The organism is Streptomyces sp. NPDC001514 (assembly GCF_053597075.1).
Genome location: NZ_JBSFHO010000006.1, coordinates 89,973 through 110,017 on the forward strand (window position 1 = coordinate 89,973; position 20,045 = coordinate 110,017).

At 69.8% G+C, this 20,045-nt stretch carries 12 protein-coding genes; 11 read left to right on the plus strand and 1 reads right to left on the minus strand.

Going from position 1 to position 20,045, the window contains the following annotated elements; translation table 11 throughout:
* Window positions 1-507 precede the first annotated feature (507 nt).
* From ACWCXB_RS09380 to ACWCXB_RS09415, 8 genes are all read left to right on the plus strand, one after another.
* A complete protein-coding gene (locus ACWCXB_RS09380) occupies window positions 508-1,335 on the plus strand; it encodes an FAD binding domain-containing protein (protein ID WP_450720742.1) in 828 nt (275 codons plus the stop codon).
* On the plus strand, window positions 1,332-4,061 hold the full coding sequence (locus tag ACWCXB_RS09385) for a molybdopterin-dependent oxidoreductase (protein ID WP_450720744.1): 2,730 nt from the start codon (window positions 1,332-1,334) through the stop codon (window positions 4,059-4,061). The genes ACWCXB_RS09380 and ACWCXB_RS09385 overlap by 4 nt, the downstream gene beginning before the upstream one ends.
* Window positions 4,058-5,029: an antibiotic biosynthesis monooxygenase gene (locus ACWCXB_RS09390; RefSeq protein WP_450720746.1), complete on the plus strand. Its 972-nt coding sequence runs from the start codon at window positions 4,058-4,060 to the stop codon at window positions 5,027-5,029. The genes ACWCXB_RS09385 and ACWCXB_RS09390 overlap by 4 nt, the downstream gene beginning before the upstream one ends.
* Window positions 5,030-5,223: 194 nt before the next feature.
* Entirely contained in the window at window positions 5,224-8,598 is a 3,375-nt protein-coding gene (locus ACWCXB_RS09395; RefSeq protein WP_450720748.1) for a pyruvate carboxylase, read from the plus strand.
* A gap of 88 nt (window positions 8,599-8,686) precedes the next feature.
* The gene (locus ACWCXB_RS09400) at window positions 8,687-9,583 is read left to right on the plus strand and encodes an oxygenase MpaB family protein (protein ID WP_450720750.1); all 897 of its coding nucleotides are present in this window, start codon (window positions 8,687-8,689) and stop codon (window positions 9,581-9,583) included.
* The gene (locus tag ACWCXB_RS09405) at window positions 9,565-11,814 is read left to right on the plus strand and encodes a tetratricopeptide repeat protein (RefSeq protein ID WP_450720752.1); all 2,250 of its coding nucleotides are present in this window, start codon (window positions 9,565-9,567) and stop codon (window positions 11,812-11,814) included. The genes ACWCXB_RS09400 and ACWCXB_RS09405 overlap by 19 nt, the downstream gene beginning before the upstream one ends.
* Window positions 11,815-12,277: 463 nt before the next feature.
* Entirely contained in the window at window positions 12,278-13,615 is a 1,338-nt protein-coding gene (locus ACWCXB_RS09410; RefSeq protein WP_450720754.1) for a DUF2252 domain-containing protein, read from the plus strand.
* A gap of 57 nt (window positions 13,616-13,672) precedes the next feature.
* The gene (locus ACWCXB_RS09415; protein WP_450720756.1) at window positions 13,673-15,238 is read left to right on the plus strand and encodes a phytoene desaturase family protein; all 1,566 of its coding nucleotides are present in this window, start codon (window positions 13,673-13,675) and stop codon (window positions 15,236-15,238) included.
* An 83-nt stretch (window positions 15,239-15,321) separates the two neighbouring features.
* Here the strand turns inward: ACWCXB_RS09415 and ACWCXB_RS09420 are convergent, their stop codons facing one another.
* The gene (locus ACWCXB_RS09420; protein ID WP_450720758.1) at window positions 15,322-16,650 is read right to left on the minus strand and encodes an ROK family transcriptional regulator; all 1,329 of its coding nucleotides are present in this window, start codon (window positions 16,648-16,650) and stop codon (window positions 15,322-15,324) included.
* Between the two features lie 151 nt (window positions 16,651-16,801).
* On the opposite strand from ACWCXB_RS09420, the gene ACWCXB_RS09425 reads away from it, so the two are divergent.
* From ACWCXB_RS09425 to ACWCXB_RS09435, 3 genes are read left to right on the plus strand one after another with little or no spacing between them, the layout of a single operon-like run.
* Complete coding sequence (locus ACWCXB_RS09425) at window positions 16,802-18,112, plus strand: ABC transporter substrate-binding protein (protein WP_450720760.1); 1,311 nt, start codon at window positions 16,802-16,804, stop codon at window positions 18,110-18,112.
* A 19-nt stretch (window positions 18,113-18,131) separates the two neighbouring features.
* Window positions 18,132-19,148: a carbohydrate ABC transporter permease gene (locus tag ACWCXB_RS09430; RefSeq protein ID WP_450720762.1), complete on the plus strand. Its 1,017-nt coding sequence runs from the start codon at window positions 18,132-18,134 to the stop codon at window positions 19,146-19,148.
* Window positions 19,141-20,016 carry a carbohydrate ABC transporter permease gene (locus ACWCXB_RS09435; protein WP_450720764.1) on the plus strand — a complete coding sequence of 292 codons (876 nt, stop codon included), beginning with the start codon at window positions 19,141-19,143 and terminating at the stop codon, window positions 20,014-20,016. Before ACWCXB_RS09430 ends, ACWCXB_RS09435 begins: the two co-directional genes overlap by 8 nt.
* Window positions 20,017-20,045: the final 29 nt, after the last annotated feature.

The following is a 20,045-nucleotide window of genomic DNA, read 5'->3' on the forward strand; positions in this document are numbered from 1 at the left end:
GATCTCGGGCGGCGGGTGGCTGCTCGTCGTGAGGAACTCGGGCTGACCCGCGAGGAGTTGGCCGAGCCCCGTACTCGGTGACGAGGAGTGCCGTGCGTTGCTGTCCACGCACGGAGTGGGGAGAGGCCAACAAGATTGGACACCGTGTGCATACTCGCTGTTCGATGTCAGAGATGGCGCCGCGCAGCCTGGAAGCCCTGACTTGGCGAGGCCGGCCCGTTCTCGATATGCTTGAGGGGAATCTCTGTGCCCGCCGGTTCTTCCTCGAGCAGTTCGACCGCAGCGGCCGAAATTCGATTCTGTCGCTCCGAGGTTGCGCCGCTCCCGGAGCGCATGGTGACCCGTCGACATTCGACGAGTGCATCGAGCCGAATGTCCGCAATCGAAAAGGTATGTTCGCGGGCCTCCCTGCAACGACCACGAACGCGAGCGGCGCCACACGCTGGTTGATCGAGTTCGGTAGGAGGTCCGTCACACGCATTGTCGTCGTGAGGGAGGTCAGTTTCCGTGGACCTCAACACCATCACGGAAGTCGTCCGGCGGCCGTCCGATCGGCCAGGCGCGGACTGGCGCGAAGGCGACGCTTGGCTCGCAGGCGGGACGTGGCTGTTTTCCGCGGAGCAGCCGAGCCTGCGCCGCCTGATCGACCTGACAGCGTTGCGTTGGGATCCCCTCGTCCCGAGCGACACGGGCCTCGAAATCGGTGCGACGTGCACCATCCGCGACCTGTATGCCTTTGCGCCGCCAGGTGATTGGATCGCCGGCACCCTTTTCGCGAAAAGCTGCGAGGCGTTCTTGTCCTCGTTCAAAGTCTGGAACTCGGCGACCGTCGGCGGCAATATCTGCATGTCTTTGCCTGCCGGCCCGATGGTCACGCTGACGGTCGCACTCGAGGCGAAGTACGAGCTGTCGGCTCCTGACGGGTCCTCGCGCATCGTCGATGCCCTCGACTTCGTAACCGGCAACAATCTGAACATTCTCACTCCCGGAGAAATCTTGCGGCGCATCGACATTCCGGCGCGTGCCCTGAGGAAACGCACCGCGCACCGCCGCTTCACGCTGACCCACCTCGGCCGTTCGACGGTATTCCTCATCGGTACTCAAACGCCAGGAACGAGCGACCTGCTGCTCACCGTCACAGCCGGCACCACACGGCCTGTGCGCATTGCTTTCGACGCGGTTCCCGATGCCCGAACTCTGCAGCAGAGCATCGACGTCATCCCCGCTCACGTCTGGTTCGCCGATCCCAACGGGACCCCCGACCACCGTCGTCACCTGACAAAGCACTTCGCCGAAGAGATTCGTCGCGAACTCATAGCCGGGGGCCGAGCATGACATACAGCGTGAACGGCAAGAGCTTCAACGAAGAACCGGACCCCGGCCAGTGCCTGCGCACTTTCCTCCGCTCACTCGGCCACTACGGCGTCAAAAAGGGTTGCGACGCAGGCGATTGCGGCGCATGCACGGTGTGGTTGGACGGCAATCCGGTACACAGTTGCATCACCCCTGCGTTCCGCGCGGACGGTTGTGAGGTGACGACGATCGAGGGCATCGGATCACCCGGAAACCTGCATCCGATGCAGCGACAGTTCCGCGACGCCCCGGGGTTCCAATGCGGTTTCTGCACCGCAGGGATGATCATGACGTCGGCAACGTTCACCGAAGCCCAGAAAGAGGACCTACCACGGTCGTTGAAGGGCAACCTCTGCCGCTGCACCGGCTATCGGGGGGTCGAGGATGCGGTGAAGGGTGTTGCCGGGGTGGAGACAGCCGCGCCGGGAAAGGCCGTCGGGACGAGCGTCGGTGCGCCGGCAGCCGACGACGTGGTCACCGGGCGCGCCGAGTTCACGATGGACACCCACATCGAAGGCATGCTGCACCTCAAGGTGCTGCACTCACCACACGCGCACGCCCGGATCGTCTCGATCGACAAGACCGCCGCACTCGCAGTTCCCGGCGTGCATCGCGTCTACACCTGGGAAGATGTGCCGCGCAGGCGCTTTACCACGGCGATCCACACCGACCATCTCGTCGATCCGGACGACACCTTCATCCTCGACAACACGGTCCGTTTCGTCGGCCAACGCGTCGTTGCGGTCCTGGCCGAGACGGTCGGGGCGGCGGAAGAAGGCTGCCGTAGAGTCGTCGTCGACTACGAGGTGTTGCCGGCGGTGTTCGACCCCGAGGAGGCCATGGCCGAGGGGGCGCCACAGCTGCACGGCGGCACGCACGATCCATTCATCCGCGACCCCGTCCGCAACATCTTGGTCGAGATCCATTCGCACATCGGCGATGTCGACGCAGGGTTCGCCGAAGCCGACGTGATCCACGAAGGCACGTACTCCTCACCGCGAGTGCAACATGCGCATCTCGAGACCCACGGCTCGATCGCCTGGATGGAGGACGGTCGTCTCAACGTCCGCACCAGTTCGCAGTCGCCGTCGATCGCGAAAGTCAAACTCGCGCATCTGTTCGCGCTGCGCCCGGACCAGCTCCGTGTGTTCTGCAAACGCGTCGGCGGCGGCTTCGGCGGCAAACAGGAAGTGATCTCGGAGGATCTGGTCGCGCTCGCCACCCTGGACACCGGGCGGCCCGTCTGCTTCGAGTACACGCGTGAAGAGGAGTTCACAACGGCTTCGCCACGGCATCCGATGACGCTGACGGTCAAGCTCGGCGCGAAGGCCGACGGAACACTCACCGCGTTCCAGGTCCGCAATGTGTCGAACACGGGCGCCTACGGCAACCACGGCGGCGAAACGTTGTATGCAGGCGGCGCTGCCGTCATGATCTACCGCTGCCCCAACAAGAAGTACGACGCGTTCTCCGTCTATACGAACACCGTTCCGAGCGGGGCGCTGCGCGGTTACGGGATGACGCAACCGGCGTACGCCGTGGAATCGGCGATGGACGAACTGGCACTCGCCTTGAACGTCGATCCGCTCGAACTGCGGCGACGCAATATCGTGCGACCGGGTGATCCACTCGTCGCCACGCATGACGGCCCCGACGACGTGATGTTCACCGAGGACGGACTCGCGAAGTGCATCGATCTGGTGGACGACGCCATGGCCCGTACAGCCGATGAGCCGTCCCCCGGCCCCGAGTGGCTCGTCGGGGCCGGCGTTGCGAGTTCGCTGCACGAGACGGCACCCCCGACCGAACACATCTCGGAGGCCTGGGTCACGCTCGGCGACGACCTCATGTACGAGTTGGCCGTCGGGACAGTCGAATTCGGCGAGGGTACGTCGACCGCCCATGTCCAGATCGCAGCCGGCCAACTGGGCACGACACCCTCGCGGATTCGCCTGGTGCAGTCCGACACCGACCGCACGGGATTCGACACCGGCGCCTTTGCCAGTGCAGGCCTTTTCGTCTCTGGGAATGCGGTACTCCGAGCGGCCGGCGCTGTGCGCGACCGCATCCTGGAATTTGCCGCCGCGCACACGGATGTCCATGTCGTGATGTGCTCGATGGACGACGAAAGTGTCGTCTGCGGCGACCAGCGCGTGTCGTTGGCCGAGCTCGTCGCATCGGCCCGAGCGCGCGGAATTCGATTCACCGCCGCACGCAAGGCCTACGGCTCACCCAGAAGCGTCACCTCCAATACGCAGGGGTTCCGGATCGCCGTCCACCGGGTGACGGGCGAGATCCGTATCCTTTACAGCGTCCAGGCGACCGACGCAGGCGCAATCATCAACCCCGCGCAGGTCCGGGGGCAGGTGGAAGGCGGTGTCGCCCAGGGAATCGGCTTCACACTGACCGAGAATTACCAGGTCGACGCGAACGGTGTCATGGTCAACCCGAACTTCCGTAACTACCGCATCCCCACCTACGCCGATGTCCCCCGCACCGACGTGCTCCTGGTGGACTCGGCGGATTCCGTTGGGCCCATGCGGGCGAAGGGGATGGCGGAATGCTGCATCAACCCGGTGGCCCCCGCGTTGGCGAATGCGCTCCACGACGCCACGGGCGTCCGTTACCGTGCGCTGCCTCTGACGCCGGAACGAATTTACAGCCGGCTCGACGAACGCCAGTCGGCGCGGACGGGCCTGAGCAAATGAACACGGACAAGCTCGAAGAAATCGCTGCGACGGCGATCATCGGTCAGAAGGTGCTGCCCGGACTGGAGCGGGAGTTCAAAACGTGGCAGGAGGAGCTCAACGCCGCTGCCGCCGACTACGCCGGGTACCTCGGGGCCGAGATCTCCCCGCCGACACCCCTGCAGCCCGACTGGGTCGTCGTATACCGATTCGACTCGATAGCCCATCTGCAAGCGTGGATCAACAGCGCAACCAGGCAGAGGTTTCTCGATCTTGGCAGCAAATATTTTGACGGTCCCGCAACCCAGCAGGTCGTCAGCGGTGGCAGGCAATCACCGGATCCGCTGGTGACCGTTGTGGTCACTCACCGCGTTCACCCGGATCACGTCGACGACTTCCTCGATTGGCAGCACCGCATGAGCCAGGAGGAGAGCAAATTCGAAGGCTTTCGCGGAACCGAGGTTTTTCGCCCGGTCGAGGGGCTGCAGGACGAATGGACCACGCTGTACCGGTTCGACAGCGCCGAGCACCTCGATGCCTGGCTGACGTCGGGCAAGCGGCAGGAGTTGCTCTCTGAAGGCGAGAAGTTCAACGACTACAAACTGCGCACGATCGACAACTCGTTCGGCAGCTGGTTCGCCTTCGAAGAGAACGGCAAGGAAGCCCCGCCGCCCTCGGAGACCAAGACCGCCATTGCGGTCTGGGTCGGCCTGTACCCGACCGTTGTGCTGCTGACGCTCGCCCTGTCGCCGCTGAAGATGCCGCTCTGGCTCGGGCTGCTCGTGGGCAATCTGCTTTCGAGCCTGATCATGAGCTTCCTCACGATGCCCTACTACGTGAACCCGCTGCTCAAGCGGTGGCTGCGGCCCTCAGCCGACGAACCCGCGGCGAAGGGCAACCTCGTCGGCCTCGGGATCGTCGCCGCGGTAATGGTGTTCTGGGGCGTCGTCTTCTACGTCGTGACGACCCAGATCTGGACGCTGCCCTGACGGCGGCGTGGCGCTCGTCCGGATCCCAGGGGTGCCAGGGACAGAGCGCGTCGTCCTCGGGCGCCGTACGACGTGATCGACGCCACGCGGCATTGGCCGGCTGATCGCCGCTGGACTCTTGACGTTACCGCCGGGTACGGCGTGGGGTGGCTGACACCATGGGGTATGTCGCCGCCAGGTCGAAGGGATCCAGGATGTTCCGCAAGGTGCTGGTCGCCAACCGCGGCGAGATTGCGATCCGCGCGTTCCGCGCCGGCTACGAGCTGGGCGCGCGCACCGTCGCCGTCTTCCCGTACGAGGACCGCAACTCGCTGCACCGGCTGAAGGCCGACGAGGCCTACGAGATCGGCGAGCCGGGGCACCCCGTACGGGCCTACCTCTCCGTCGAGGAGATCGTTCGTGCCGCGCGCCGGGCAGGCGCGGACGCCGTCTACCCAGGCTACGGATTCCTGTCGGAGAACCCGGAACTGGCCCGGGCCTGCGAGGAGGCGGGCGTCACCTTCGTCGGGCCGAACGCCGCAACCCTCGAGCTGACCGGGAACAAGGCCCGGGCGGTGGCCGCCGCCCGCGCGGCCGGCGTGCCCGTGCTCGGCTCCTCCGAGCCCTCCACCGACGTCGACGAACTGGTCCGTGCCGCCGAGGACATCGGCTTTCCCGTGTTCGTCAAAGCGGTCGCCGGTGGAGGAGGACGCGGCATGCGCCGCGTCGAGGACCCGGCCGCCCTGCGCGAGTCCATCGAGGCGGCCTCCCGCGAAGCGGCGTCCGCTTTCGGCGATCCCACCGTGTTCCTGGAAAAGGCCGTCGTCGATCCGCGCCACATCGAGGTACAGATCCTCGCCGACGGGGACGGCAACGTCATCCACCTGTTCGAGCGGGACTGCTCGGTCCAGCGCCGTCACCAGAAGGTGATCGAGCTGGCACCCGCGCCGAACCTCGATCCGGCGCTGCGGGATCGGATCTGTGCCGATGCGGTGCGGTTCGCCCGCGAGATCGGCTACCGCAACGCGGGCACCGTGGAGTTCCTGCTCGACCGCGAGGGCAACCACGTCTTCATCGAGATGAACCCGCGCATCCAGGTCGAGCACACGGTGACGGAGGAGGTCACCGACGTCGACCTGGTCCAGTCCCAGCTGCGCATCGCGGCCGGCGAGACACTGGCCGATCTCGGGCTGTCGCAGGAGACCGTCACTCTGCGCGGCGCCGCGCTGCAGTGCCGTATCACCACCGAGGACCCGGCCAACGGCTTCCGCCCGGACACCGGCAGGATCAGCGCCTACCGCTCGCCGGGAGGTTCCGGCATCCGCCTGGACGGCGGCACCACCCACGCGGGTACGGAGATCAGTGCCCACTTCGACTCGATGCTGGTCAAGCTCACATGCCGGGGCCGGGACTTCGAGGCAGCCATCGGCCGGGCCCGGCGGGCCGTGGCCGAGTTCCGCATCCGCGGCGTGGCCACGAACATCCCGTTCCTGCAGGCCGTCCTGGACGACCCGGACTTCCGGTCCGGGCGGGTCACGACGTCGTTCATCGAACAGCGGCCTCACCTGCTCACCGCACGCCACTCCGCCGACCGCGGCACCAAGCTGCTCACTTACCTCGCCGACGTCACGGTGAACAAGCCCCATGGCGAACGGCCCGACCTGATCGACCCGGTCACCAAGCTGCCACCGCTTTCGGCCGGGGAGCCGCCCGCGGGCTCCCGGCAGCGACTCGTCGAACTCGGCCCGGAAGGCTTCGCCCGATGGCTGCGCGAATCGCCGACCATCGGGGTCACCGACACCACCTTCCGCGACGCCCACCAGTCGCTTCTCGCCACCCGGGTCCGCACCAAGGACCTGCTGGCCGTCGCCCCGACAGTGGCGCGGACTCTGCCACAGCTGCTGTCGCTGGAGTGCTGGGGCGGTGCCACCTACGACGTCGCCCTGCGCTTCCTCGCCGAGGACCCCTGGGAGCGCCTGGCGGCACTCCGTGAGGCCGTTCCCAACATCTGCCTCCAGATGCTGCTGCGCGGCCGTAACACCGTGGGCTACACGCCGTACCCGACCCAGGTCACCGACGCCTTCGTGCAGGAGGCTGCGGCCACCGGCATCGACGTCTTCCGGATCTTCGACGCGCTCAACGACGTGGGCCAGATGCGGCCCGCCATCGACGCCGTACGGGAGACCGGTACGGCCGTCGCGGAGGTCGCCCTGTGCTACACCTCCGACCTGTCCGACCCCTCGGAGCGGCTGTACACGCTGGACTACTACCTCCGCCTGGCCGAGCAGATCGTGGACGCCGGTGCCCATGTCCTGGCCGTCAAGGACATGGCCGGTCTGCTGCGCGCCCCGGCCGCGGCCACGCTCGTGTCGGCACTGCGTCGCGAGTTCGACCTGCCGGTGCACCTGCACACCCACGACACCGCGGGCGGCCAGCTCGCCACTTACCTCGCCGCGATCCAGGCCGGCGCGGACGCCGTGGACGGCGCGGTCGCGTCCATGGCGGGTACGACCTCGCAGCCGTCGCTGTCGGCGATCGTGGCCGCGACCGACCACTCTCAGCGCCCCACGGGCCTGGACCTCCAGGCCGTCGGCGACCTGGAGCCCTACTGGGAGAGCGTCCGCAGGATCTACGCACCGTTCGAGGCCGGCCTGGCCTCACCGACCGGACGCGTCTACCACCACGAGATCCCCGGCGGACAGCTGTCCAACCTGCGCACTCAGGCAGTCGCCCTCGGCCTGGGGGACCGCTTCGAGGACATCGAGGCGATGTACGCCGCGGCCGACCGGATCCTCGGGCGGCTGGTGAAAGTCACTCCGTCGTCCAAGGTGGTCGGCGACCTGGCCCTGCACCTGGTCGGCGCCGGGGTGGCACCGGAGGAGTTCGAGGCCACGCCCGACAGGTTCGACATCCCCGACTCCGTCATCGGCTTCCTGCGCGGCGAGCTCGGCACCCCGCCCGGCGGCTGGCCGGAGCCGTTCCGCAGCAAGGCGCTGGAGGGCCGCGCCGAGGCCAAGCCGGTGCATGACCTGACGGCCGAGGACCGCGCGGGGCTCGAGAAGAACCGGCGGGCCACGCTCAACCGGCTGCTGTTCCCCGGCCCGACGCGCGACTTCGACCACCACCGCCAGGCATACGGCGACACCAGCGTGCTGGACAGCAAGGACTTCTTCTACGGGCTGCGGCAGGCGAAGGAGTACGGCGTCGACCTCGAGCCCGGCGTGCGTCTCCTCATCGAGTTGCAGGCCGTCGGTGAGGCCGACGAACGAGGCATGCGCACCGTGATGTCCACCCTGAACGGCCAGCTGCGGCCCATCCAGGTGCGCGACAAGGCGGTGGCCTCCGACGTACCGGTGACCGAGAAGGCCGACCGGTCCAACCCCGGCCACGTGCCCGCGCCGTTCGCCGGCGTCGTGACGCTGGCGGTTGCCGAGGGGGACGAGGTGGAGGCCGGTGCCACGGTGGCGACCATCGAGGCGATGAAGATGGAGGCCACCATCACCGCCCCGAAGGCGGGGCGGGTCACCCGGCTGGCCATCAACCGGATCCAGCAGGTGGAGGGCGGCGACCTCCTCGTCGAGATCGCGTGACTCGCCTCTCGTCGCGGCCGGACCGACCGGAGCGTGCCCGGCTCACCCCGGGCGCGGCGTCGACCGCGCACGGCGCTACCGTCGAAGCATGAACGGCGACGCGGACCCGGGCCTCTTCGGCCCCGACTCGGTCACCTGGCAGATGCACGGCGACCCCATGATGTGGGTCGCCGGCGTCCGTGCGCTCTACCTCCAGGCCCTCCACCCGCGCGCCGTACGTGGAGTCATGATCAACAGTGACTTCCGCAAGGACGCCTGGGGCCGCCTCATGCGCACCGCCAACTTCGTCGGCACCATCACCTACGGCACCACCGAGGCCGCCGAACGGGCCGGAGCCCGCGTCCGGAAGATCCACCGGCTTCTGGGCGTGGACGAGCCCGATCTGCTGCTGTGGGTCCACTGCGCCGAGATCGACTCCTATCTGGGCGTGGCACGCCGCTCCGGCCTTCCGCTCAGCGACGCCCAGGCCGACCGCTATGTCGACGAGCACCGCGTCAGCGCCCGCCTCGTCGGCCTCGATCCGGCCGATGTGCCCGCGTCCACCGCCGAACTCGCCGCCTACTTCGCGACCGTGCGGTCCGAACTCGCGGCCGGAGCCGACGCCCGCACCGTCGACGGCTTTCTGCGCCGCCCGCCCGTCCACACCCTCCTCGTCCCGGCGCGCGAACTCCTCTGGCGGCGCGTTGCTGCACTCGCCTACAACGCACTGCCTCCCTACGCCCATGAGCTCTACGGCAGGCCCGCGCCGACGCCCGACCGGGTCACCCACCAGCTCCTCGCCACCGGGAACGCGCTGCGCGCCATACCCTCCCGGTTGCGCTGGCAACTGCCACCAGGTCACATCTTGAAGGCGATGGCGCGACTCGGGCCCGGCAGCAGGCCCGCACCGTACAAACTCCGCAGACAGGCGGCCATACTGGACGGGCCGGGGAGGGCGCAGCGAAGCGACGGGGGCGACAGCACGAGATGGCGGACACCAGGCTGATCCAGGGCCGGTACCAGCTGCTCGATGTGATCGGGCGTGGGGGCATGGGGGAGGTGTGGCAGGCCCGCGACGAGTCGCTCGGCCGGCGTGTCGCGGTCAAGTGTCTCAAACCGCTGGGCCGGCAGCACGACCAGTCCTTCACCGGTGTCCTGCGGGAACGCTTCCGCAGAGAGGCCCGGGTCGCCGCCGCGCTGCAGCACCGCGGCGTCACCGTCGTCCATGACTTCGGCGAGCACGAGGGCGTCCTCTATCTGGTGATGGAGCTGCTGGACGGCCGCAACCTCAGCCAGCTGCTGGAGGACAACAAACAGCATCCGCTGTCCGTGACCGACATCGTCGACATCGCGGAGCAGGTTGCCGATGCCCTCGCTTACACCCATGAACAGGGCATCGTTCACCGGGACTTGAAGCCGGCCAACATCATGCGGCTCACCGACGGCACGGTGAAGATCTGCGACTTCGGCATCGCGCGCCTCGGCCACGACGTCGGCTTCACGTCGCGGCTCACCGGCACGGGCATCGCCATGGGCACGCCGCACTACATGTCGCCCGAACAGATCAGCGGTGCCAACGTCGACCACCGCAGCGACCTGTACTCGCTGGGCTGTGTGCTGTACGAAATCGCCACCGGTGTCCCGCCGTTCGACCTCGAGGACGCCTGGTCCGTACTCGTCGGGCACCGTGACACACCGCCCGAGCCGCTGCGCACGCACCGCGCCGAACTGCCCCCGTTCCTCGACCGGATCGTCCTCGACCTGCTCGCCAAGACGCCCGACGCCCGTCCCTCAGACGCCAAGGAGCTGCGCCGCCGCATCACCGCGGCCCGGTCCGCTTCGGGGCCGGAACAGCCCCCAGTGCCGATCCCCGGGATCCCTGGGCAGCAGCAGTCGCCGTCCGTCCGCGAGCGCCGGCTGCCGTCGTGGACGGAGGGGATGACCACCGGCCACAAGGCGACCGGCACCTCCGTGCTCCGCCCCACCCCGCCCGACTACACCGCGGGCCTCACCGGCGAGTGGACCACGGGCGTGGCGCTGCGCGGGCCTGTACCCGTGCAACTGCCCCGTCCCGAGCGCCCCACCCCGCCGCCCGAGCTGCTCGCCGTCCTCGCCAGCCGCCACGACGCGGGGCTGAGCCTCGGCCGGCTCGGCCGCTGGGAGGAGGCGGGCGAGGTGCACCGCGCGGTCGCCGCCGAGCGCGAGCACGCGCTCGGGCCCGACCATCCGGACACCCTTGCCAGCCGTTACGAGGTCGGCTTCACCCTCAGCATGACCGGGCGCACGGCGGACGCGCTGCGTGAGTTCACCCGCGTCGCCGACGGCCGCGAGCGCACGCTGGGCCCCGACCACCCGGAGACCCTGGCCGCCCGGCAGGAGGCGGCGTACGTACTCGGCAGGCTCGGCCGGCACTTCGAGGCGCACCAGGTGTACTCGGCGGTGCTGGCGTCCCGCGAGCGCACCGTGGGCCCCGACCACCCCGACACCCTGCGCTGCCGCCACAATCTCGCGTTCAACCTGAGCCGGCTCGGCCGCCTCGAGGACTCGTACCGGATGGCGTACGAGGTCGCCACGGCCCGGGCGCGCGTCCTCGGCGCCGGGCACCCGGACACCCTCGTCACCCGCTACGAAGTCGCCTACGCGCTGGGACAGTTGGGTCGCTGGGCGGAGGCCCTGCAGACGTACCGGGAGGTCGCGGCCGCCCGCGCGCAGGTGCTCGGCCCCGACCACCCCGACACGCTCTCCGCCCGCTACGAGGTCGGCATCAGCCTCGGCCGACTGGGCCGCAGCGCGGAGGCCCTGGAGCTGTACCGCGCCCTCGTCGACGACCGCACCCGCGTGCACGGCGCCGCCGACCCCGAGACCCTGCGCGCCCGCCACGGGCTCGGCGTCAACCTCGGGCGGCTCGCCCGCTGGGAGGAGGCGCTCGCCGAGGCCCGTGATGTCTGCGCGAGCCGCGAGCGCGTGCTCGGCCCGGACCATCCCGACACGCTCGTGAGCCGCCGCGAGGTCGCCGTCGGGCTCGGCTGGCTGGGGCGCTGGGCCGACGCCCTCGCCGTCTACCGCCAGGTCGCCGAGGCCCGCGAACGCGTCCTCGGCGCCGACCACCCCGACGCCCTGGCCAGCCGCAACGACGAGGCCCACTGCCTGGAACAGCTCGGCAGGGGCGCCGAGGCGGTCGAGCTGTACCGCCGCGTGGCGGCCCTCCGCCGGCAACGCGGCACCCGGACCCCCTGACCCTCGGCGTTCCCGGGCCCTGCCCGCGACCAGGGCTCCTCGCGGCATGGACATCCCTGCACCCTGCGGGTTCCCGCGTCGCGCGGGCAGCCTCGGTCCCAAGGCGTGCGAGTCCTCGCGCCACGGCCCCCGCGGGGGTGCGCGGCCCGCGGGCGTTCGGACCCTGCGGGTCTGCCCGGCGAGGTGCGCGGCCCCGCAGAGCCCCATCACGCGCGGCCCATCGCCACTCGCGGTCCCTCGCCACTCGTGGGGTCGGCACCGCGAATGGCGCGGCGCCGGAGACCCTCGGCAGCCGTAGGTCTCGGCACCGGCGAGGTGCGTGGGCCCGCGGACCTCCGCCCCGCCCGGTGCGCGGACCACCGGCGCCCAGCGGCCCCGGGCCCGCCGCCCACCACGCGCCCCCGTCACTCGAACGGCCCCGCTCCGCCGTTCCCGGCGCGGGCCTGCGCGCAGACTGGTCAGCATGACGGACCCGGCCGGACAGGCGCGGCGCGGTCGCGCCGCACGGAAGCAGGCGCCCCGGTCAGCGCACGGGCGCTGGATCCCCGCCGCGGACCGGCCCGATCCGCTGCAGATCCTCGAGGAGCAGGCCAGGACCCGTGTCCCGGAGCTCGTGCCGATCCGCTACGGCCGGATGGCCGTCTCCCCGTTCCCGTACTTCCGCGGCGCACCCGCCGTCATGGCGGCCGATCTCGCCGCGCAGCCGCACACCGGGCTCACCGTCCAGCTCTGCGGCGACGCCCATCTGCTCAACTTCGGGGCCTACGCCGCCCCCGACCGCGAACTCGTCTTCGACCTCAACGACTTCGACGAGACCCTGCCGGGCCCCTTCGAATGGGACGTGAAGAGGCTGGTCGCCAGCGTCGCCGTCGCCGCCCTCGACAACGGTCATCCCGAAGGGAAGGTCCGGCTGGCCGCCCAGTCCGCGGCGGAGTCATACCGGACGACGATGCGCCGCCTCGCCGGCCTCGGCGAGCTCGATGTCTGGTACGAACGGATCGGCGTCCCGGACATCATGCCCCTCGTACAGAACCTCGACCGCGCGCGCCTGGAGGCCCAGATCGCGAAGGCCCGCCACCGCACCAATCTGCAGGCCATGGAGAAGCTGACCGAGCTCGTCGACGGACGCCGGCGCATCGTCTACGACCCGCCGCTGCTGGAATCCCTCGACATGCCCGACGCCGCGTCCGTACGCAAGATCCTCAGCGACTACCGCAGCACCCTGCCCGAGGAGCGGCGGGTCCTGCTGGACCGCTTCCAGTTCGTCGAAGCGGCCCGCAAGGTCGTCGGTGTCGGCAGCGTCGGCACCCGCTGCTTCGTGGCGCTGATGACCGGCCGGGACGACCGGGACCCGCTCTTCCTGCAGATCAAGGAGGCCCAGCGGTCCGTGCTCGAACCGCATCTGCCGAAGTCGTCGTACAAGCACCAGGGCCAGCGCGTCGTCGCGGGACAGAAGCTGCTCCAGGCGGCCAGCGACATCTTCCTCGGCTGGGTCAGCGGGCCCGCGGGCCGTCACTTCTACTGGCGGCAGCTGCGCGACATGAAGGGTTCCGCGGCGGTCGCCGGCATGTCCCCGGGCCTGCTGCGCGCCTACGCCGGGCTGTGCGGCTGGGCCCTGGCCCGCGGCCACGCCCGGACCGGGGAGCGGATCGCCATCGCCGCGTATCTCGGCGCGTCCGACACCTTCGACCGGGCCATGGCCGACTTCGCGGTGGCCTACGCGGACCGGACCGTCGCCGATCACGCCGCGCTGAAGGCGGCGATCGCCGCCGGTGACGTGACGGCCGTACTGGACGTCTGACGAGCGGGTTTTCCCGTCACCCCTGGTCCGGGCGGTGATCGCGTGCTACGAAGAGGCATGCCAGCAGCCGAAGCGTTCTCCCGAGCCGTGTACGACGCCGTCATCGTGGGCGGTGGTCACAACGGACTGGTCGCCGCCGCCTATCTCGCCGGAGCAGGGCGTTCCGTCCTCGTCCTGGAGCGTCTGGGGAACACCGGGGGAGCGGCCGTCTCCACCCGCCCGTTCGCCGGGGTCGACGCCCGCCTGTCCCGGTACTCGTACCTCGTCTCCCTGCTGCCCGACAAGATCGTCCGCGACCTCGGGCTGCGCTTCGCCGTACGGAAGCGGACCGTCTCCTCGTACACGCCCACCGTGCGGGACGGCCGTCCCACCGGTCTTCTGGTGGGCGGCGGGACGGACCGCACCCGGGAGTCGTTCGCGCAGCTCACCGGCTCGGACCGGGAGTACGAGTCGTGGACGCGGTTCTACGAGCAGACCCGGCAGGCCGCCGAGCGGATCTTCCCGACCCTGACGGGGCCGCTGCCGACGCGTGACGAACTGCGGGCCGGCGTCGGCGACGACGAGACCTGGCGGATGCTGTTCGAGGAGCCGATCGGGGTCGCGGTCGAGGAGCGCTTCACGGACGACCTGGTCCGTGGCGTCGTCCTCACCGATGCGCTGATCGGCACCTTCGCCGACGCCCACGACCCCTCACTGGTGCAGAACCGCTGCTTCCTCTACCACGTCATCGGCGGCGGCACCGGCGACTGGGACGTGCCCGTGGGCGGCATGGGGGCGCTGACCGACGCGCTCGCCGACGCGGCGCGTCGCGCGGGCGCCGAGATCGTCACCGGTCACGAGGCCATCCGGATCGACACGGACGGCGATGCCGCGGAGGTCGTCTTCCGGACGGAGGACGGGGAAGGCGCGGTCGCCGCGCGCAAGGTGCTCGTCAACGCCTCACCGCAGGCCCTGTCCGCGCTGCTCGGCGATGAGCCCCCGGCCCCGGCGGAAGGCGCCCAGCTCAAGGTCAACATGCTGCTGCGCCGCCTGCCCCGGCTCCGCGACCGTGCCGTCGACGCGCGCCAGGCGTTCTCCGGCACCTTCCACATCGCCGAGGGGTACGGTCAGTTGGCAACCGCGTACGCCCAGGCCGCGTCCGGACGTCTCCCCGAGGCGCCGCCGTCGGAGATCTACTGCCACTCCCTGACCGATCCGTCGATCCTCGCCCCCGAGCTCGCCGCCCAGGGCTATCAGACACTGACCCTCTTCGGCCTCCACACCCCGGCCCGCCTCTTCGCCGACGCCCCCGACGCGACCCGCGACGCCCTTCTCAAGGCCACCCTCGCCGAACTCGACGCCCACCTGGACGAGCCGATCGCCGACTGCCTGGCCCTCGACGAGGCCGGCCAGCCCTGCATCGAGGCGAAGACCCCGCTGGACCTGGAGCGCGACCTACGGCTTCCCGGCGGGCACATCTTCCACCGTGATCTGGCCTTCCCGTACGCGGACGGGTCGACGGGGCGCTGGGGTGTGGAGACCGTCCACCCGAACGTGCTGCTGTGCGGCGCGGGCGCGGTGCGCGGAGGCGGCGTGAGCGGCATCCCGGGCCACAACGCGGCCATGGCTGCGCTGGGCCACTGACGCCACTCGGTCCCGGGGCCGCACGAAGCCTGCCGGGCGGTCCCGGGCCGCGCTGAGCCCCGTCGCAGGCCCGGGTGGGGCGTTCAGTCCGCGGTCCTGCGCGTCGCCGCCAGTCGCCTGCCGGTGCGCGCGGCGGGCGCAGCGTCTTCCGACCCGAGCGGTTCCTGCGTTGCGGCGGGCCGGGTTCCGCCGGTCGCGAAGAACTCGGCCAGCGGAAGGGTTGCCGCGCCCACGGTGACCGCGTCCTGACCGAGCCGTCCCAGCTCGATCGTGGTGTGTGAGGCCGGCTGGCGCAGCGCGTAGGCGGCGGCGTACTCCCGTACGGCGGACAGCAGACGGGGTCCGAGCTGGAGCCCCGCCCAGCCGCCGATCAGGATGCGTTCCGGGGCACAGAGGTTGATGAGGTCCGAGAGGCCCGCACCCACATACTCGGCTGTCTCGTCGAGCAGTTGACGCGCGCCCCGGTCGGGGTCCGCACCGCTCGGCGGATACGCGGCGGCGATCAGCGCGGCGATCCCGGACTCCTCGTCGATGTCCTCGGCGACGGGCCCGCCGGCCTCGCGCCAGCGCTCCAGGATCGCCTCGGCGCCGATGTACGCCTCGAGACAGCCCCGCGCGCCGCACCGGCAGCTGCGGCCGCGCAGCGCCACGGTGGTGTGCCCCCACTCGGCGGCGCTGCTGTGCGCGCCTCCGTAGAGCGTGCCGTCGCTGACGATGCAGGCGCCGACGCCGGAGCCGAGCAGCACGACCACGGCGTCCCGCGCGCCTCGTCCGCCACCGAACCACATCTCGGCCTGACCGAGCGTCCGGGCGCCGTTGTCGATGAAGTACCGGGTCCCGCCGGGCGGTTCGATGTGCGTACGAAGCAGCTTCTCCAGCGGCACGGCATCCCAGCCGATGGTCTGGCCGTGCACGACGGCGCCCGCGGGAGAGCCTCGGTCGACGATGCCGGGGACGCCGACGCCCACGCCGAGCAGCCGGTCCGGGGGCACGTCGGCGCCGGTCAGGACGGCGGCGATTCCGTCGCGGATGTGGTGCACGACGTGGTCGACGTCGTAGTGGCGGGGCGGCAACGGCAGTTCGGTGCGAGCGAGTTCGGTCAGTGTCAGATCGAAGAGCTCGACCCTGACCCGGGTCTCCCCGACGTCCACACCGATCAGCCGGCCGCCATCCGGAGCGACGCGCAGCAGGGTGCGCGGACGACCGCCGTCCGATTCGACGACCCCGGCCTCCTCCAGCAGACCCTCGTCGATCAGTTCGGCGACGACATTGCTGACGGACCCTGAACTCAGGCCGGTCGCGGACCCGAGCTCCAGGCGGCTCAACGGCCCGTCGAAATACAACCGTTGCAATACGGCACTTCGGCTGCCGCGCCGCAGGTCGCGAACCGTCCGCTTGTTGGGCTCAGCCATGAGTCCCCCTTCCGGTGCGCAACATACCCCTGCGGCAGCTCTTGACCCACCCTTCTCTCAGGTCTTAACTCACGTCCTGAAATAAGCCATGAGGTTGTTCAGGGACTGAACGCGATCACCATCCGGACCCCTTGGAAGGGGCGATCCCGCCATGCGCAGACTCCGAGCCGCAGCAGCCCTCGCCACGGTCATCGCCCTCGCCGCCGTCACGGGCTGCGGGGGCGGGACCGATCCCGACGCCGGCGGCAACAGCTCACCGAAGACCCTCACCTACTGGGCCTCCAACCAGGGCCCGGACATCGAGGCGGACAAGAGGATCCTCGGACCCGAGCTGAAGAAGTTCGAGGAGAAGACCGGCATCAAGGTCAAGCTCGAGGTCGTGCCGTGGTCCGACCTGCTCAACCGGATCCTCGCCGCCACCACGTCGGGCCAGGGTCCCGACGTGCTGAACATCGGCAACACCTGGTCCGCCTCGCTCCAGGCCACCGGTGCCCTGATGCCGTGGGACGAGGCCGCCTTCGCGAAGGTCGGCGGCAAGGACCGCTTCGTGGAGTCCGCGCTCGGCTCGGCCGGCGCCCCCGGCCAGGACCCGGCCGCCGTCCCGCTGTACTCGATGGCGTACGCGCTCTACTACAACAAGCAGATGTTCCAGGAGGCGGGCATCGAGAAGCCGCCCGCCACCTGGGACGAGCTCGTCGCCGCCGGCAAGAGGATCTCCAAGGACGGCAAGTGGGCCCTCGGCGCCGAGGGCGGCAACCTCTCCAACAACATCCACCAGGCGTTCGTGCTCTCGCAGCAGCACGGCGGCGCCTTCTTCGACGGCGCGGGCAAGCCGACCTTCGACACCCCCGAGAACGTCGCCGCCGTGAAGCAGTACGTCGACTTCATGGCCAAGGACAAGATCACCGCGCCCGGCAACGCCGAGTACGCCCAGAACCAGTCCCTCCAGGACTTCGCCAAGGACAAGACGGCGATGGTGCTGTGGCAGAGCGCCGCCACCTCGTTCACGGCCCACGGCATGAAGCCGGACGAGTGGGGCGTCGCCCCCGTGCCCGTCCCCTCCGGCGCCCCCGGCACCGGCACCCGGACCAACTCCATGGTCGCCGGCATCAACATGGCTGTCTTCAAGAACTCCAAGAACCTCGACGGCGCGATGAAGTTCGTGGAGTTCATGACGAGCGACGAGGAGAACACCCTCCTCAACAAGACGTACGGCTCCATCCCGCCCGTCAAGGCCGCCCAGCAGGACGCCGCGTTCTCCGGTCCCGACCTGGCCGTCCTCCGCGACACCCTCGCCAAGAGCGCCACGCCGCTGCCGCAGGTCCCCGCCGAGTCGCAGTTCGAGACGGCGGTCGGTACGGCGATCAAGGCCCTGTTCGCCGACGCGGCCGCCGGGCGGGCCGTGACCGACGAGTCCGTCAAGGCCGCCCTGTCCAAGGCTCAGCAGCAGATGCCCAAGTGAGCGCGGGGAGACGACGCACGTGACCACCGCAGCCAAGGACTCCGTCCGCGGCCAGGCGCCGCCGGGCCGCCGCACACCGCGGCCCGGCGCGGGCCCGTCCGCGCGGCGCTCGCCTCGCCCGCCCGGACGCCTGCGCCGAACCGGCCTCCCGTACCTCCTGCTGCTGCCCGCACTCGTCCTCGAACTCCTCATCCACCTCGTGCCGATGGCCATCGGCATCGTGATGAGCTTCCGCGAGCTGACCCAGTTCCACATCCGGGACTGGACCACCGCCCCCTGGGCCGGCCTCGACAACTACCGGATCTCCGTCGACGTCGACGGACCGGCAGGACAGGCACTGCTGCACTCGTTCTTCGTCACGTGCCTGTTCACCGTGCTCACGGTCGGGCTGTGCTGGCTGCTGGGCACCGCCGCCGCGATCTGCATGCAGGACCGCTTCCGGGGCCGGGGCCTGCTGCGGGCCGTCTTCCTCACTCCGTACGCCCTGCCGGTCTACGCGGCCGTGATCACCTGGGCGTTCATGTTCCAGCGCGACAACGGTCTGGTGAACCACGTCCTGCACGACCAGCTCGGCCTCACCGACGACCGCCAGTTCTGGCTGATCGGTGACAACAGCTTCACCGCACTGGTGGTCGTCGCCGTCTGGAAGAGCTGGCCGTTCGCGTTCCTCATCGTCACCGCCGCCCTCCAGGCCATCCCCAGGGAGCTGTACGAGGCCGCGGCGATCGACGGGGCCGGAATGATCCAGCAGATCCGCCGGATCACTCTGCCCTCGCTGCGCTCCGTCAATCAGGTCCTCGTCCTCGTGCTGTTCCTGTGGACGTTCAACGACTTCAACACGCCGTACGTGCTCTTCGGCCGTGCTGCACCCGAAGCGGCGGACCTGATCTCCATCCACATCTACCAGTCGTCCTTCGTCACCTGGAACTTCGGCACCGGCTCGGCCATGTCCGTCCTGCTGCTGCTCTTCCTGCTGCTCGTGACCGGGACCTATCTCTTCGCGACCTCGCGGGGAAGGAGGACGGCAGATGGCTGACACCCGTGCCGGGGCCCGCCGTTCACCGACCGCACCGCCCCGCTCCTTCCTGTGGATCAGGGGCATCTTCCTCGGCCTGCTCGCCGGCTTCGTGCTGCTGCCCGTGTACGTCATGGTGAGCAGCTCGCTCAAGCCGCTCCAGGATGTCTCGGGCGAGTTCCGCTGGCTGCCGAGCGCGCTCACGATCCGTCCGTACATCGACATCTGGGAGACGGTCCCGCTCGCCCGGTACTTCGGGAACTCGCTGATCGTCGCGGGCGCCGCGACCGTCTGCTCGGTCGTCGTCGCGGTCTTCGCCGCGTACGCGGTCAGCCGCTACCGCTTCCGCGGCAAGCGCGTCTTCACCGTGACCGTGCTGTCGACACAGATGTTCCCCGGAATCCTCTTCCTGCTGCCGCTGTTCCTGATCTTCGTCAACATCGGCAACACCACAGGAGTCGCGCTGTACGGATCGCGCGGCGGCCTGATCCTCACCTACCTCACCTTCTCGCTGCCGTTCTCCATCTGGATGCTGATCGGCTACTTCGACTCGGTGCCGCGCGAGCTCGACGAAGCGGCACTGGTCGACGGCTGCGGACCCCTGCGCGCGCTCTTCCGGGTCGTCGTGCCCGCGGCCACGCCCGGCATCGTCGCCGTCGCCATCTACGCGTTCATGACCGCCTGGGGCGAGGTGCTCTTCGCGTCCGTGATGACGAACGACACCACCCGCACGCTCGCTGTGGGACTGCAGGGCTACTCGACCCTCTTCGACGTCTACTGGAACCAGGTCATGGCCGCGTCCCTCGTCGTCAGCGTGCCCGTCGTCGCGGGATTCCTGCTGCTCCAGCGCTATCTCGTCGCCGGTTTCACCGCGGGAGCCGTCAAGTGACCCATCTCCGGACGACCAAACCCGAGAGG

Excerpts from the sequence above, each read along its gene's own strand:
- ACWCXB_RS09385 (WP_450720744.1), top strand. The coding sequence starts at position 1,332 with ATGACATACAGCGTGAACGGCAAGAGCTTCAACGAAGAACCGGACCCC.
- ACWCXB_RS09390 (WP_450720746.1), top strand. The coding sequence starts at position 4,058 with ATGAACACGGACAAGCTCGAAGAAATCGCTGCGACGGCGATCATCGGT.
- ACWCXB_RS09395 (WP_450720748.1), top strand. The coding sequence starts at position 5,224 with ATGTTCCGCAAGGTGCTGGTCGCCAACCGCGGCGAGATTGCGATCCGC.
- ACWCXB_RS09400 (WP_450720750.1), top strand. The coding sequence starts at position 8,687 with ATGAACGGCGACGCGGACCCGGGCCTCTTCGGCCCCGACTCGGTCACC.
- ACWCXB_RS09405 (WP_450720752.1), top strand. The coding sequence starts at position 9,565 with ATGGCGGACACCAGGCTGATCCAGGGCCGGTACCAGCTGCTCGATGTG.
- ACWCXB_RS09410 (WP_450720754.1), top strand. The coding sequence starts at position 12,278 with ATGACGGACCCGGCCGGACAGGCGCGGCGCGGTCGCGCCGCACGGAAG.
- ACWCXB_RS09415 (WP_450720756.1), top strand. The coding sequence starts at position 13,673 with ATGCCAGCAGCCGAAGCGTTCTCCCGAGCCGTGTACGACGCCGTCATC.
- ACWCXB_RS09420 (WP_450720758.1), bottom strand. The coding sequence starts at position 16,650 with ATGGCTGAGCCCAACAAGCGGACGGTTCGCGACCTGCGGCGCGGCAGC.
- ACWCXB_RS09425 (WP_450720760.1), top strand. The coding sequence starts at position 16,802 with ATGCGCAGACTCCGAGCCGCAGCAGCCCTCGCCACGGTCATCGCCCTC.
- ACWCXB_RS09435 (WP_450720764.1), top strand. The coding sequence starts at position 19,141 with ATGGCTGACACCCGTGCCGGGGCCCGCCGTTCACCGACCGCACCGCCC.